The sequence below is a fragment of the Roseateles sp. genome (assembly GCF_047654785.1).
Lineage (GTDB): Bacteria > Pseudomonadota > Gammaproteobacteria > Burkholderiales > Burkholderiaceae_C > Pelomonas.
In genome coordinates this window covers 1,223,480-1,238,630 of the sequence record NZ_JASGKQ010000003.1, presented here as the reverse complement: position 1 = coordinate 1,238,630, position 15,151 = coordinate 1,223,480, and the positions used below count along the sequence as shown (strand labels likewise).

General features: G+C 72.4%; 9 protein-coding genes. 6 read left to right on the top strand and 3 right to left on the bottom strand.

The features are described 5' to 3' along the window. Window positions 1-17: 17 nt before the first annotated feature. Window positions 18-1,793, top strand: coding sequence for a ShlB/FhaC/HecB family hemolysin secretion/activation protein (locus tag QM788_RS14770; RefSeq protein WP_415662219.1), 1,776 nt, complete (start codon window positions 18-20; stop codon window positions 1,791-1,793). A gap of 34 nt (window positions 1,794-1,827) precedes the next feature. Here the strand turns inward: QM788_RS14770 and QM788_RS14765 are convergent, their stop codons facing one another. Then, on the bottom strand, window positions 1,828-3,033 hold the full coding sequence (locus QM788_RS14765) for a transglutaminase domain-containing protein (RefSeq protein WP_415662218.1): 1,206 nt from the start codon (window positions 3,031-3,033) through the stop codon (window positions 1,828-1,830). Window positions 3,034-3,290: 257 nt separating this feature from the next. Here QM788_RS14765 and QM788_RS14760 point away from each other — a divergent pair, with 257 nt between their 5' ends. From QM788_RS14760 to QM788_RS14750, 3 genes are all read left to right on the top strand, one after another. Next, the gene (locus QM788_RS14760; RefSeq protein ID WP_415662217.1) at window positions 3,291-6,863 is read left to right on the top strand and encodes an alpha-1,6-glucosidase domain-containing protein; all 3,573 of its coding nucleotides are present in this window, start codon (window positions 3,291-3,293) and stop codon (window positions 6,861-6,863) included. Window positions 6,864-6,874: 11 nt separating this feature from the next. After that, entirely contained in the window at window positions 6,875-7,441 is a 567-nt protein-coding gene (locus QM788_RS14755) for a PEP-CTERM sorting domain-containing protein (RefSeq protein ID WP_415662216.1), read from the top strand. 210 nt (window positions 7,442-7,651) lie between these two features. Then, window positions 7,652-8,488 (top strand): ATP-binding protein, encoded by an 837-nt coding sequence (locus QM788_RS14750; RefSeq protein WP_415662215.1) that lies wholly within the window; start codon window positions 7,652-7,654, stop codon window positions 8,486-8,488. Window positions 8,489-8,510: 22 nt separating this feature from the next. On the opposite strand, the gene QM788_RS14745 is transcribed toward QM788_RS14750, so the two are convergent. Further along, on the bottom strand, window positions 8,511-8,762 hold the full coding sequence (locus QM788_RS14745; RefSeq protein WP_415662214.1) for a pilus assembly protein HicB: 252 nt from the start codon (window positions 8,760-8,762) through the stop codon (window positions 8,511-8,513). Window positions 8,763-8,895: 133 nt separating this feature from the next. Continuing rightward, window positions 8,896-11,541 carry an alpha-1,6-glucosidase domain-containing protein gene (locus QM788_RS14740; RefSeq protein ID WP_415662213.1) on the bottom strand — a complete coding sequence of 882 codons (2,646 nt, stop codon included), beginning with the start codon at window positions 11,539-11,541 and terminating at the stop codon, window positions 8,896-8,898. 118 nt (window positions 11,542-11,659) lie between these two features. On the opposite strand from QM788_RS14740, the gene QM788_RS14735 reads away from it, so the two are divergent. Further along, window positions 11,660-13,279 (top strand): alpha-amylase family glycosyl hydrolase, encoded by a 1,620-nt coding sequence (locus QM788_RS14735; protein ID WP_415662212.1) that lies wholly within the window; start codon window positions 11,660-11,662, stop codon window positions 13,277-13,279. Next, window positions 13,276-15,135, top strand: coding sequence for a glycoside hydrolase family 13 protein (locus QM788_RS14730; RefSeq protein ID WP_415662211.1), 1,860 nt, complete (start codon window positions 13,276-13,278; stop codon window positions 15,133-15,135). The genes QM788_RS14735 and QM788_RS14730 overlap by 4 nt, the downstream gene beginning before the upstream one ends. Window positions 15,136-15,151: the final 16 nt, after the last annotated feature.

Below are 15,151 nucleotides of genomic sequence, written 5' to 3'. Positions count from 1 at the left end.
TCACCCCCATGCCCCCGATGTCCATGACGACCCGCTCCGCCCCCCGCGCCCGCACCTTCGAGCCCCGCCTTCTCACGCTGTCGGCGCTGTCGGCCGCGCTCGCGCTGGCCGCCTTCGCCGCGCAGGCGCAGACGGCCCCGCCCGGCATCGGCGACGCGCTGCGCCAGCTGCCCGCGCCCGCCCCGCGCCCCGACACCGCGCCGCCGCTGCCCACGCTCGGCAACCTCCCGCCCGCACCCCCGATGCAGGCCCTGCCCGGCGGCGGCCCGCGCGTGCAGGTGGCGCGCTTCGAGATCGCCGGCAACCGCGAGATCGACACCGCCACGCTGCAGGCCCAGCTGCAGGGCGAGGCCGGCAAGGCCTACACCCTGGCCGAGCTCGAAGCCCTGGCCGCCCGCCTCACCCGCTACTACCGCGGGCGCGGCTACTTCGTCGCGCGCGTCTACGTGCCCGCCCAGGAACCCGCCCAGGAAGCCGGCGGCGGCGTGCTCACGCTGCGCGTGCTCGAGGGCAACTACGGCCGCTTCGTGCTCGACAACCGCTCGCGCGTCAACGACGCGGTCGTGCAAGGCCTGCTGGACGACGTCAAGCGCTACGACATCGTCTCGCTCGACACCCTGGAGCGCGCGATGCTGATCATCAACGACACGCCCGGCGTGCAGGTCGTGCGCGCCGACGTGATGCCCGGCGCCCGCGTGGGCACCAGCGACTTCGCGGTCGGCACCCAGGCCACGCCCGCGGCCAACGGCTACCTGCTGGCCGACAACCACGGCTCGCGCTACACCGGCAAGGCGCGCCTCTCCGGCGCCGTGGACTGGAACTCCCCCACCGGGCGCGGCGACCGGCTCTCCGCCAGCGGCCTGCTCACCGAACACGCCGGCCTGGCCAACGGGCGCCTGGCCTACTCCGCGCTGCTGAGCACCCGCGGCACGCGCGCCGAAGCCGCGCTCTCGCGCACCCGCTACGAACTCGGCGACCGCTACGCCGCGCTGGACGCCACCGGCACCGCCGACGCGCTCGAACTCAACCTCACCACGCCGCTCAAGCGCACCCGGGCCACCAGCATCGAAGCCGGCCTCGCGCTGGCCGCGCGGCAGCTGCGCGACGAGGTGCGCAGCGCAGGCCTCGTCACGCCCAAGCGCTCGCACGGCGTCACCGCCTCGGTGAGCCTGCGCCACATCCACGCGCTGCTGGCCGGCCACGACGGCCAGACCACGGCCAGCGCGGCGCTGAGCTACGGGCGGCTCGCTTTCCGCGACGCCACGGCCCGGGCGCTGGACGCGGCGGGCGACCGGACCGAGGGCGACTACGGCAAGCTCGAACTCCGGCTGGCGCATGCCGTGCAACTGCCGCAGGGCGTCACGGCGCAGGCCAGCGCGCGGGCGCAGATCACGCTGAGCGGGCGCAACCTGGACGGCAGCGAACGCATGGGCGTGGCCGGCAGCGGCGGCGTGCTGGCCTACCCCATCGGCGAGCTCAGCGGCGACCACGCGGTGCTGCTGCACGCAGAGCTGAACAAGGCGCTGGGCGGTACGCAAAGCGGCGGACAGGGCAGCCGGCTGCGCTGGACGGCGGGGGTCTTCACCGACCACGGCCGGGCGCGCGCGGCCCACCCCGCCGGGCCTTCGGGCCAGCCGCGCACGCTGGCCGACGTGGGCGCCTCGCTGAGCCTGGCGACCACAGGCGGCGGCATGGCCAAGCTGCAGCTCGCCCGCCGCACCGCCGGCGGCGAGCCGGTGAGCGAGCGCGCCGGCCGCACCCGCGTGCTGGTGCAGGGGGGGTGGGTGTTCTGAGCGCCCACCGCAGGCCGAGCGCCTGCGGCGCGGGCTAGGACCCCACGCGCCCGCTGCGCTGCCGCGCGCGCTGCTCGTCGAGCCAGGCCAGCTTGGCGCCGTACAGCTCGCGCTCGCGCCGGGTGGCGCTGTTCTCCAGCGCCCGCGCGATCTCGCCGCGCGCGCCGGCCACGTCGCCCAGGCCCCAGTTCGCCAGCGCGAGCCAGAAGTGGAACTCCGGCACGTAGGCGGCGCGCGCCAGTTCCTTGCGGAAGAGCTGGCGTGCGGCGGCGTACTCGCCGGCCCGCATCGCGGCCACGCCGTCGTCGAAGAACTTGTAGGGCCGCACCGGCTGCACCTGCGCGAGCTGGGCGGCCACGGCCTGCGCCTCGGCGCGCCGGCCGGTGTCGGCGAGCACCAGCACGAGGTTGGACAGCGCCTGCGCGTTCAGCGGCTCTCGCGCCAGCACCAGGCGCAGCGCGGACTCGGCCTGCGCGTGCAGCCCCTTGCGGCGGTACAGCACGGCCAGCGTGTTGTAGGCGGCCAGCCAGCGCGCGTCGGTGAGGATGGCCTCGCGCGCCCACCAGTAGGCGTCGTCCACCCGGCCCTGCGCGAGCGCCTCGGCGGCGCGGTTGTTGAGGAACATCGCGAGCACGGTGCTCTCATCGACGACGCGGCTGCGGTTGCGCGCGATCTGCTCGGGCGGCAGGAAGTCGATGGTCAGCAGCTCGGGATCGCCCCAAACGAAGCTGCCGGTGCCCAGCGGCCGCGCCAGGCTGACGTTGACGTGGCCGGCCACGAAGTAGAGGCCGTTGGCGCGCGTCCAGCTCTCCTCCAGGTAGACGCTGTTGAAGCGCACCGGCAGGTTCAGGTGGCGGGCGAAGGCGGCCGTCATCAGCACCAGCGACAGGCAGTTGCCGCGCCGCGCGTCGAAGGCCTCGGCGGCGGTGCGGGTGATCTCGCTGTCGTAGTCCAGCTGCAGCCGGCCCTTGGTGTAGAGCGCGTCGATGAGGCCGTCGCGCTGGCCCTTGCGGCGGATCTCGGCGGCCATCTCGGTGTCGGCGAACTGCCGCATCGCCGGGCTGAGGGCCAGCGCGTCCGCGGCCCGGATGGGCGCGCTGGCCGGCGCGAAGGCCGCGTCGACGAAGACGTCGGCAGCCGGCGCGGCGGCCGGCGGCGGGGCCGCGCAGCCCGACAGGCAGGCGACGGCGGCGAGCGCCCAGGTGGTGATGGCGGCGAGGGCGGCACGGAGCGGGGTCATGGCGAGGTCTCCTCTGCGCGCTGCAGCTTATGCCTGCGGCGCGCCGCTGTCTGCAGTCATGCCCGGGTGCCCGCCGTGTCCATGGCCCCGGCTGGAATGACGAAGCAAAACTACATTCGATCGGCCACATGCCCGGCAAGAGCCCCTTGTTTGCCAAGGTCTTCACGGAACTGTGATCCGAAACCCAGGGAATCCACCGACTTTCGGATGTAGTTTTACTTCACTAGCATGCGCGCCATTCCAAGGAGCGAGACGACATGCAGACATGGGCTGGCAGGGCCGCGCGGCAGGCGCGGCGGATCGTGGGCGCGCTGGCGCTGGGTTTGACCGGCGTGCTGGCCGGCTGCGGCGGCGGGGCCGATGCGCCCGCGCCGACGCAGGCGGCGCTGAGCAGCGTGGGCGCGGCCGCGGCGGACGGCGGCGTGGAGCTGGTGGCCGCGGTGCCGAACGCCCGGGCCGCCGCGGTGGCCACGCCGGGCGCGCCGGCCACGTCGCTGCGCGTGCATTACCGCCGCGCGGACGGCAACCACGCCGGCTGGCAGATCCACACCTGGAACGCCGCGCAGAGCCCGAACTGGAACGAGGGCTTCAACGCCGCGGGCAGCGACGACTTCGGCGTCTACTACGACGTGCCGCTGGCCGCCGGCAGCGGCACCGTGGGCTTCCTGTTCCACAACGGCGACGACAAGGACAACGGCGGCGCCGACCAGAGCTATCAGCTGCAGTCCGGCGCCAACGAGGTCTGGCGGCTGCAGGGCGACGGCACGAACTACGGCCAGAACCCGCTGCTGCTGCCGGTGCCGGACATCCGGACCGTGCGCGTCCACTACCGGCGCTTCGACGCGGGCTATGCCGCCTGGGGCCTGCACCTGTGGAACGGCAGCGGCCTGGACGCCGCGCGCCTGCCGGCCGGCGTCGCCATCGACGCCTGGAACCAGCCCGTGCCGCTGAGCGCGATGCCCGGCTTCGCGGCCGGCGACGGCGAGGTGGTGTTCGACATCCCGGTGCTGAACCCGCAGGGCGACTTGGAGCGCAAGGGCCTGGAGTTCATCATCCACGGCATGCCGCCCAACGAGAACGACAAGGACGGCCGCGACAGCAACATCCGCGTCGAGTTCGCCGCGCTGGCGGTGCAGGGCCAGGTGGGCCACGTCTGGCTGGTGGAGCGCGACGCCACCGTCTTCACGGCGCCGCCGGACCTGCGCCAGGTCTCCAGCACCGACGCGCGCGCCGTGTGGCTGAACAAGACGCTGGTGAAGTGGCCGCGCCTGGCCACCGCCGGCAGCGTGCGCCTGTACCACTCGGCGACCGGCCAGATCCGCGTGGCGGCCGATGCGCCGGTGCAGGGCGCCGACGGCTACATCACGCTGGACGCCTTCACCGGCAGCGTGCCCGCCGCCGACGCGCTGCGCTTCAAGTACGTCGCCAGCGGCGCGGTGTTCGCGGTGCGCCCGGCCGACCTGGCCCGCCTGCCGGCGCTGCACCAGCAGCAGCTGGTGCTGGTGCAGGAGGACGCCGAGGGCAAGGTGCAGAACGCGACGACCGCGCAGGTCGCCGGCGCGCTGGACGACCTCTATGCCGCCGCGCGCGACGTGCCCGACCTGGGCGCGACCGTGGCGGGCGGCAGCACCCGCTTCAAGCTCTGGGCGCCGACGGCGCAGGCCGTCTCGCTGGTGCTGAGCACGCCGGTCGCCGGCTCCACGCTGACCCGCACGACCACCGAGCCCATGGTCCGCGACGCCGCCACCGGCGTCTGGAGCCTCGCCAAGCCCGGCAGCCTGCAGGGCGCCAGCTACCGCTACCAGGTGCAGGTGTTCGTGCGCGGCACCGGCCTGGTGAAGAACCTCGTCACCGACCCCTACTCGCTGGGCCTGACGCTGGGCGGCCAGCAGAGCGTGGTGATGGACCTGAACGCCGCCGCCACCAAGCCGGCCGGCTGGGACGCGGGCGCGCCGCCGGCCACCGTCAACGCGCCGTCGGACCTCAGCATCTACGAGCTGCACGTGCGCGACTTCTCGATCAACGACGCCACCGTGCCGGCCGCCCAGCGCGGCAAGTACCTGGCGTTCACGCAGGCGCAGTCCAACGGCATGCGCCACCTGGCCGCGCTGGCCGCCGCCGGCCTGACCGACGTGCACCTGCTGCCGGTGTTCGACATCGCCAGCGTCAACGAGAAGGGCTGCACCACGCCCTCGCCGTCCGGCGCGCCGGACGGCGAGACGCAGCAGGCCGCGGTCGCCGCGACCGCCGGCAGCGACTGCTTCAACTGGGGCTATGACCCGCACCACTTCACGACGCCGGACGGCAGCTACGCCAGCAACGCGGCCGACCCGCTGGCCCGCGTCGTCGAGTTCCGCCGCATGGTGCAGGCGCTGAACGCGGCCGGCCTGCGCGTGGGCATGGACATGGTCTACAACCACACCACCTCGTCCGGCCAGAACGCCACCTCGGTGCTGGACAAGGCCGTGCCCGGCTACTACTTCCGCTACAACGCGACCGGCGGCATCGAGCGCTCGACCTGCTGCGAGAACACCGCGTCCGAGAACCTGATGATGGCCAAGCTGATGACGGACTCGGCCGTCACCTGGGTGCGCGACTACCGGATCAGCTCGCTGCGCTTCGACATCATGGGCCACCATCCGCGGGCGGTGATCGAGGCGCTGAAGGCGCGCGTCGAGGCCGCCGCCGGCCGGCCGGTGCAGATCGTCGGCGAGGGCTGGAACTTCGGCGAGGTGGCCAACGGCGCGCGCTTCGTGCAGGCGGAGATGCTGTCGCTGAACGGCTCGGGCATCGGCAGCTTCAACCCGCTGATGCGCGACGCGGTGCGCGGCGGCGGCTGCTGCGACAGCGGCAACGCGCTGGTCAGCGAGCAGGGCTACGTCAACGGCTACTTCTACGACGCCAACGCCAGCGCCTCCGGCCAGGACCGCGGCACGCTGATGTGGATGGCCGACCGCCTGAAGGCGTCGCTAGCGGGCTCCATCCGCAGCTTCCAGATGCAGACGAGCTGGGACGCCACGCTGCGGCTGGACCAGATCGACGTGGGCGGCATCCCCGCCGGCTGGGTGCTGGAGCCGGGCGAGGTCGTCAACTACGTGGAGAACCACGACAACCTGACGCTGTTCGACAACAACGCCTTCCGCCTGCCCACCGGCACGAGCAAGGAGGACCGCGCCCGGGTGCAGATCCTGGCCAACGCCATCAACGCCTTCAGCCAGGGCGTGGCCTATTTCCATGCCGGCACCGACGTGCTGCGCAGCAAGTCGCTCGACAGGAACAGCTACGACAGCGGCGACTGGTTCAACCGGCTGGACTGGAGCTACCAGGACAACAACTTCGGCGTCGGCCTGCCGCCCGCGCGCGACAACGGCGACAACTGGAACCTGGCCCGCCCGCTGCTGGCCAACGCGCTGATCAAGCCGCACGCCAACGACATTGCCTGGACCCGCGACGCCTTCCGCGACCTGCTGAAGATCCGCAAGAGCACGACGCTGCTGCGCCTGCGCACGGCCGAGGACATCAAGGCGCGGCTGAGCTTCCTGAACACCGGCTCGGCGCAGGAGCCCACGGTGCTGGTCGGCCGCCTGAACGGCGTGGGCTACCCCGGCGCCAACTTCGACGAGCTGGTCTACCTGATCAACGTCGACAAGGCGGCCAAGCAGCTGACGCTGCCCGCGCTGGCCGGCCGGCCGCTGGTGCTGCACCCGGTGCACACCGCCGCCGGCGCCGCCGACTGGCGCGCCGCGCAAGCCGCGTTCGACGCCGCCACCGGCACCTTCAGCGTGCCGGCGCGCACGGCCGTCGTCTTCGTCCGCCCCGCATCCCACTGAGAGCTTCCACCATGAAACACCGCATCCACCGCCTGGCCGCCGCCACCACCCTCGCCCTCGCCGGCCTGCTCGGCAGCGCCGCGGCGCAGGCCGGTAGCGTCGTCGTCGACGTGGCCGGCGCGCAGAGCGTCAACCTGCTGGGCGAAGCCGGCAACACCGTCTGGTTCATCGACATCGGCGCCCACGCGGTGCTGAAGGCGCTGGACTGGTCGGTGACGCTGGAGGCCTTCGCGCCCAGCAGCCTGTCGGAAATGCAGCTCAGCTTCGGCAGCGCCAGTGGCCTGGAGCTGTTCACCTTCGCGCCCGGCGAGGCCGACTTCGGCAGCGGCAGCGGCAGCTACAGCGGCTCGCTGGACCTGGCGGGCCTGGGCATCGCCGCGGGCGCCGACGGCAAGCTGCGCATCGAGTTCAGCGAAGGCTACAAGGACCTCGCGCTTGGCGTCGCCGAGGGGCAGTGGGTCGGCGGGCAACTGACGTTCGACGTGTCGGCCGTGCCGGAGCCGGCCAGCGCCGCGTTGATGCTGCTGGGTGGCTTGGGCCTGGGCCTGGCGGCGGCGCGGCGCAACCGCCGCGGCTGACGGTGGTTTGGGTTGGTTGGGTTGGGGTTGGGGCCTCGCCGGCTTCGCATCCACACGACATGGCGTGTCACACGCGAATCAGGGAACCCGGCTCATGCCAGATTAAGCAAAGAGAACTGTGCTTATCCCGCATTTCTGATGAAAGACGTTTCTAATCAACAGGTTGCAGAGCAACTTAAGCAGCTGAATCCATAGTGGGGCAGCAGCCAGATGGACCCCGTCACGCAGGCGCTGCGGCCACGGGCCTATCTGGGCCTGGTCAAGCAGTTGCTGATGGACGAGCAACTGCGGCGGGCGGTGGTGCTGCTGGGGCCTCGCCGCGTGGGCAAGACCATCCTCATCCGCCACCTGATCGCCGACCTGCTGGCGGCCGGCGTGCCGGCCCACCGCGTGGCCTACGTGGAAATGGACCACCCCTTGCTGCACGGCCAGTCGCTGGCGGACCTCATCCAGCAGTTCGAGGCCATAGCGCCCGACGGCAGCGGCACACGCTATGTGTTCTTCGACGACGTGCAGTCGCACAAGGACTGGGAGAAACACCTCAAGCCGCTGGTGGACCACCGGCCCGACCTGCGCATCCTCGTCTCGGGCTCAGCTGCCGCCGCGCCGGCCATGTATACCGGACTGTTCGGCGCGCAGAACCCCGACCATGCCGATTTCGGCCATCTGGTGGAAACTGCCGTATTTTCGCAGCGCTTCCACGAAGATGCGCGCTTGAATTACGCCAAATGGGGCACCGACGATGCCGAGGTGGATCTCGTCGAGTCATCCCAGAGCCTCCAGCCCATCGCGGCGCTGGAGATCAAGTGGAGCGACCGCCACCTCGAACGCCCCGAACTGCTGCGCAGCCTGTGCCGCTTCGCGCGCCGCCACCAACTGCCCCTCACCTGGGCCACCACGCGCAGCAGGTTCGGCGAGGTCGGCGATGTGCAGAACGGCATCGTCCGCTGCTGGCCCGCCGCAGCCCTGGCCTTTCACTACGGCGTGCGCGCGGTCAACGGCCGCATGGCGGATTTCGAGGCCCGCATCAAGGGCATGGCCGCCTGAGTTCGGAGCGGCAATCGTCGCCTCAATCCCTGCGCTCCTCCCCTGGCTGCGGAGGCAGGCCGCCGGTTCGGGTCAGCAGCTTGCGCAGCGCTGGCAGGTCGGCGCGCTCGCGGCGCTCCGCGAAAAACTCGGCGGTGCGCATCACGGCCAGCTTCTCTGCCACGGCGGTAGCGACGAGTTGATTCAGGCTGATGCCTTCCTCCTTGGCGAACTTCTCGGCCACAGCCTTGACCGAGCGCGGCAGCCGCAGTGGATACGTGGCGGTGTCAGTCATCGGAAATCCTTGGCAAGACGTCACGGGGCAACAGCAGGTCGATGTCAGCGTCGGCAAAGTCGCGGTGATTGACGCTCACGATGGCGGCGGCGAGCCCATTCACGGCAGCTTCAGGAGCCCTCTCGAAACTGCGCTATTGGCGCACGAACACCACCGCGCTGCGCGCCGGCACCTCGAAGCGGCCCTGCACCGCCCTCGCCTCGCGCTTCACGCGCGCATCGGCGCCCGTGCGCTGCACCGGGTGCAGCACCCAGCGCACGCCGGCCTCGGCGGGCAGGTCCAGCACCTGGGCCGTGGGCGCGACGTTGATCAGCGTCATCACCGCCTTGAAGCCCGGCAGGCCGGCGCCGTCGATGCGCGTGGCCACCAGCGCCGGGTTCTGGCCGGCGCCGCTGCCGGGGAAGCTGACGCGCTTTCCGATCTCGGCCGCGCTGCCCAGCCGCAGCAGCGGCGTGCTCTGGCGGATCCTCAGCAGCTCGCGGAACACGTCGCGCGACCAGGCGATCTCCTTAGGGCCGGGGGCGATGGCGGGGTCGGCCAGGCGCTCGCGGGCCAGCACCCAGTCGCGGCCGCCCGGGCCGGCGTTGTCCTGCTGCGGCGGCAGGCCGGTGCCGAAGTGGTTGCTGCGGTAGCGCCAGTCCAGCCGGTTGAACCAGTCGCCGCTGTTGTAGCTGTTGCGGTCCAGGCTCTTGCTGCGCAGGATGTCCTGCCCGGCGTGGAAGTAGGCCACGCCCTGGCTGAACGCGACGAGCGCGGCGCCCAACATCTGCACGCGGGCGCGGTCCGCGCGCGAGGTGGCCGGCGGCAGCTTCAGCACGTTGGCGTCGAACAGGGTCTGGTTGTCGTGGTTCTCGACGTAGTTGACGACCTCGCTGGGCTCGGACGCGAAGCCGGCCGGCTGGTTGCCGCCGTAGGCGATGCGGTCCAGGCGCCGGGTCTCGCCGCGCCAGGTGCTCAGCTCGAAGCCGCGCAGCGAGCCGGCCAGGCCGACGCGGATCAGGTCGGCCGTCTCGCCGTCCGCCCCGCCGTTGAGCCAGCCGAGCGCGCCGGGCGCCTCGCCGCGGCCACGCGCGGCGTCGCGGGCGCGGTCGCTGAACGAGCCGATGCCGCTGCCGTTCAGGCTCAGCTGCGAGGCCTGCACGAAGCGCGCGCCGTCGGCCACCTCGCCGAAGTTCCAGCCCTCGCCCAGCAGCTGCACTGGCCGGCCGGCCTCGGCGTCCACGCGCCGCTGCAGCCGCTCCATGGCCTCGCGCGGCTGGTGGCCCATCAGGTCGAAGCGCATGGAGTCGATCCTGTATTCACGCACCCACAGCGCCGCCGAGTCGATCATCAGCTTGGCCATCATGCGGTGCTCGGTGGCGGTGTTGTCGCAGCAGGTGGAGCGCTCGACGGCGCCCTGGGCATCGAGCCGGTGGTAGTAGCCGGGCACGAGGCGGTCCAGCACGGACTTGGGCGCCTGGCCGACGGCGGCCATGTGGTTGTAGACCATGTCCATGCCGACGCGCAGGCCGGCCCGGTGCAGCGCCATCACCATCTGCCGGAACTCGATGACGCGCCGCAGCGGGTCGGTCGCGTAGCTGCCTTCCGGCGTGTTGAAGTGCCAGGGGTCGTAGCCCCAGTTGAAGCAGTCCTCGTCGGCCACGGCCATCACGGCGGCCTGCTGCAGCGCGCTGTCGGGCGGCGCGTCGGGGACGGTGGGCGTCTTGCAGCCGCGCTCGGGCACGCTGGCCAGGTCGAACACCGGCAGCAGGTGCACGTCGGTCAGCCCCGCCTTCGCCAGCGCCTTCAGGTGCTGCATGCCGTTGGAGCGGGCTTCCGTGAAGGCCAGGTATTTGCCACGCCAGGCCGGGCGCACCGTCGCGTCGCTGATGGAGAAGTCGCGCACGTGCAGCTCGTAGATGACCTGGTCGGTCGCCGCTTTCACGCGCGTGGGGCGCGGCGCGGCGTCCCAGCCGGGCGGCTTGAGCGCGGGGGCGGCCAGGTCGGCGACCAGGCTGCGCTGCGAGTCGGCCGTCAGCGCGACCGAGTACGGGTCGGTGACGAGGTTGCGCACCCGGCCGTGCGTGGGCGTCACCACGTCCACGAGGTAGCGGTAGGCCTGCCCGCTCAGGTCGCCCGGCAGCGCGGCGCGCCAGACGCCGGTGGCGGCATCCAGGCGCATCGCGTCGGCGGCGATGGCGGGCGAGTCGGCCCCGGCGTAGCGGCACAGCAGCACGCGCTGCGCGGTGGGCGCCCAGACGGCGAAGCCGGTCGCCGCCCGCGTGGGATGGGCGCCGAGGTCGCCGACCTGCTCGGCGGCGGCGTACAGGTCGTCCAGCGCGCCGGGCAACTGCACGCCGGTGGCGGCGATGACGCGGCCGTCCGCCGCCTCGTGCACCAGCAGCAGTTGCTCGCGCAGCAGCGCGGCCACGTCGGCGCCCGGCACCACCGCGAAGCGCGGGCCGTCGCCAATGAAGCGCCAGCGCGCCGGCAGCGCTGCGGCGCTGGCGGCCAGGTCCACCGCGCCGTCCGCGCCGGCCACCGGCTCGCCCGCCACCGCGCGCAGGCCGGCCGCCCGCGCGTGGTGCAGCCGCACCCGCTCGCCGGGCCGCAGCGCCAGCCCCGGCCACTGCAGCGTGCGAGCGTCCAGCCAGTAGGCCTGCGCCAGCGGCCGGGCGGCGGCGGCCGGCAGCGGCACGGGCGCGTTGCAGTCGTCCAGGTCGGCCCGGTCGGCCGCCTGCGCGGCGCCGGTGAATGAGGCCAGGGTCAGCAGCGCCAGCAGCGCCGGGCGAACGGGCATGGGAGTCTCCAGAGGTTCTGCCGAAATAGTAGCAAAACTACATCCATCGCAAGCACCCATGGAAAACATCGCGGGCAACCCCTATGCTCCGCAGCCCCGAGACAAGTAGTTTGAATACATGAACACCCGAAAACTGCTGACGAGCCTGGCCCTGGCCAGCGCGCTGGGCGCCCAGGCGCAGGCCCAGATCGACACCCGCCCCGTGCCGGCCCAGCCGCGCGCCAGCACGCTGCCGGCGCACTGGCAGCAGGGTGTGTTCATGGAAATCTTCGTGCGCGGCTACCAGGACAGCGACGGCGACGGCATCGGCGACCTGCGCGGCCTGACGCGGCGGCTGGACTACCTGCAGAAGCTCGGCGTCAGCGGCCTGTGGCTGATGCCCATCACCGCCAGCGCCGACCGCGACCACGGCTACGCCACCACCGACTTCCGCGCCATCGAGCCGCAGTACGGCACGCTGGCCGACTTCGACGAGCTGGTGCGCGAGGCGCACAAGCGCGGCATCGGCATCGTGATGGACTACGTCATCAACCACGCATCCTGGCAGTTCCCCCCCTTCCAGGCCGCGCTGAAGGACCGCGCCAGCCCGTGGCGCAGCTGGTTCGTCTGGAACCCCGACCCGGGCCCGGGCTGGGACATCTGGGGCAAATACCCCTGGTACGACGCCGCGACGGCGCCCTGGGCCTTCCCCGGCGAGCCCAAGGACCTGCCGCCGCCCCGGCCCGGCGCGCCGGACACCTATTTCGGCACCTTCGGGCCGCAGATGCCCGACTTCGACATGCGCAACCCGGCCGTGCTGCAGTACCACGAGGACTCGATGCGCTTCTGGCTCAACCGCGGCCTGGACGGCTACCGGCTGGACGCCGTGCCCCACCTCATCGAGCACGACGCCAAGGACTGGAACGACCAGCCCGAGAGCCGCGCGCTGACCAAGCACTTCCAGGACCTGATCAAGCGCTACCCGGGCCGCTACGTCGTCTGCGAGGCCACGGCCGAGCCCGCCGTCTACGGCGACCCGGGACTGTGCGGCGGCGCGTTCGCGTTCGGCCTGAACGGCGCCATGATCGGCGCCGCCCGGGGCGACGCCGCCGCCGTGCAGAAGGTGGCCAGCTACTACCGCACGCTGGCGCCGACGATGGCGACCTTTTTGCACAACCACGACAGCTTCACCGGCCCGCGGCTGTGGGAGCAGCTGCACGGCGACGAGGCCCGCTACCGGCTGGCCGCCGCCAGCTACCTGCTGCTGCCCGGCACGCCGTTCGTCTACTACGGCGAGGAGATCGGCCAGGCCGGCATCGACGGCCCGGGCGACCTGCCGCTGCGCGCGCCGATGAGCTGGACGCCGGGCAACCGCGGCCCGGGCGGTTTCACCACCGACGCCGCCCAGCCCTTCCGCCCGCTGTCGCTGAACCGCAGCCGCCACAACGCCGAGAGCCAGCAGGCCGACGCCGGCTCGCTGTTCAACTTCTACCGCCAGCTGATCGCGCTGCGCCGCGCCTCGCCCGCGCTGACGCTGGGCCGTTACGAGGCCGACCGCGTGGACGGCCTGGTCTGGCGCTTCGAGCGCGTGCACGGCGGCGAGCGGTTGCTGGTGGCCGTGAACTACGGCGACACGCCCGCCACGCTCGACCTGCCGGCCCGCGCCCGCCCGCTCTACCCGCAAGGCGCCGCCGCGCCGCGCGCGCTGGCGGCGCTGCCGCCGCTGTCCGTCCGCGTCTACCGCCTGGAAGCGCGATGAAAGCCCTGCTCACCCTCGCCGCCGCCCTGCTGATGAGCCTGCCCGCCCTCGCCGCCACGCCGGCCGCCGAACCCGCCGCAGCCAAGGTACGCATCGAGCCGCCCAACTGGTGGGTCGGCATGCGCGACACCTCGCTGCAGCTGATGCTGCACGGCCCCGGCATCGCCGACACCACGCCCGTGCTGGCCCCCTACCCCGGCGTGACGCTGAAGGGCAGCCACCGCGCGGCCAGCGCCAATTACCTGTTCATCGACCTCGACGTGGGCCCCGCCGCCCGGCCCGGCGAGTTGGCGCTGACGGTGGCCGGCCAGACGCTGCGCTACCCGCTGCGCGCCCGCGAGCCCGGTTCGGCCGAGCGCCAGGGCTTCGGCCCCCGGGACGCGATCTACCTCGTCGTGCCCGACCGCTTCGCCCACGGTGGCAGCGGCCGGCAAGGCGGCATGAAGGAAGGCATCGACCGCGCCGACCCCAACGGCCGCCACGGCGGCGACCTGGCCGGCCTGCGCCGGCACCTGGACTACATCGCCGGCCTCGGGTTCACGCAGGTCTGGCCCACGCCGCTGGTCGCCAACGACAGCGGCAAGTACAGCTACCACGGCTACGCGGCGACCGACTTCTACCGCATCGACCCGCGCTTCGGCAGCGGCGACGACTTCGGCGCCTTCGTGGCCGATGCGCGCGCCCGGGGCCTGGGCGTCATCCACGACGTGGTGCTCAACCACATCGGCAGCGGCCACTGGTGGATGGCCGACCTGCCCGCGCCCGACTGGCTCAACCAGTGGCCGCAAGGCCATGTGGAGACCCACCACGCGCGCATGACGCTGCTGGACCCCTACGCCGCACCCAGCGACCGCAAGCGCTTCACCGACGGCTGGTTCGTGCCCGCCATGCCCGACCTGAACCAGCGCCGGCCCGAGCTGGCCACCTACCTGACGCAGATGACGCTGTGGTGGATCGAGCGCTACGGCCTGTCCGGCATCCGCACCGACACCTATTCCTACTCCGACCGCGACTTCCTGGCCCGCTGGTCGGCCCGCGTCATGCAGGAGTACCCGGGGCTCAACATCGTCGGCGAGGAATGGAGCCCGCACCCGGCCGTGGTGGCCTACTGGCAGCGCGGCAAGCGCAACCACGACGGCTATGTGTCGTCCGCGCCCAGCATGATGGATTTCCCGATGAACACCGCGCTGCTGGCCGCGCTGACCGAGGGCGACGGCGCCTTCACCGGCCTGACGCGGCTCTACGAGGGCCTGGGGCATGACTTCGTCTACCCCGACCCGGGCAAGCTGGTGCTGTTCGACGGCAACCACGACACGCCGCGGCTGTTCACGCTGATGAAGCGCGACGTGGGCCTGACCAGGCTCGCGCTGGCCTACCTCGCCACCACGCGCCGCATCCCGCAGCTGTTCTACGGCAGCGAAATCCTGATGCAGAGCCCGTCGGAGCGCGACGACGGCCGCGTGCGCGCCGACATGCCCGGCGGCTGGGCCGGCGACCCGGTGAACGCCTTCACCGGTGCCGGCCTCACGGCCGCGCAGCGCGGCATGCAGGACTGGGTGCGGCGGCTGTTCACCTGGCGCAAGGGCGAACGCCTGATCCACGACGGCGCGCTGATGCAGTACGCGCCGGTGGACGGGGTCTATGTGTTCTTCCGCTACGACGCGGGGCGCACGGTGATGGTGGCGATGAACAAGAACGACCAGCCGGTGGCGCTGGCGCTGTCGCGCTTCGCGGAACGCGTGGCGGCCGGCGACACGGCACGCGACGTGCTGGACGACGGCCGCGAATTCACGCTCGGCGGCACGCTCGCCCTGCCCGCGCGCAGCCCGGTGATCCTGGAAATCCGGCGGCGCTGAGCCCCGCTACCCGGGG

Coding starts and splice junctions, on each gene's coding strand:
- QM788_RS14770 (WP_415662219.1), top strand. CDS start 18: ATGTCCATGACGACCCGCTCCGCCCCCCGCGCCCGCACCTTCGAGCCC.
- QM788_RS14765 (WP_415662218.1), bottom strand. CDS start 3,033: ATGACCCCGCTCCGTGCCGCCCTCGCCGCCATCACCACCTGGGCGCTC.
- QM788_RS14760 (WP_415662217.1), top strand. CDS start 3,291: ATGCAGACATGGGCTGGCAGGGCCGCGCGGCAGGCGCGGCGGATCGTG.
- QM788_RS14755 (WP_415662216.1), top strand. CDS start 6,875: ATGAAACACCGCATCCACCGCCTGGCCGCCGCCACCACCCTCGCCCTC.
- QM788_RS14750 (WP_415662215.1), top strand. CDS start 7,652: ATGGACCCCGTCACGCAGGCGCTGCGGCCACGGGCCTATCTGGGCCTG.
- QM788_RS14745 (WP_415662214.1), bottom strand. CDS start 8,762: ATGACTGACACCGCCACGTATCCACTGCGGCTGCCGCGCTCGGTCAAG.
- QM788_RS14740 (WP_415662213.1), bottom strand. CDS start 11,541: ATGCCCGTTCGCCCGGCGCTGCTGGCGCTGCTGACCCTGGCCTCATTC.
- QM788_RS14735 (WP_415662212.1), top strand. CDS start 11,660: ATGAACACCCGAAAACTGCTGACGAGCCTGGCCCTGGCCAGCGCGCTG.
- QM788_RS14730 (WP_415662211.1), top strand. CDS start 13,276: ATGAAAGCCCTGCTCACCCTCGCCGCCGCCCTGCTGATGAGCCTGCCC.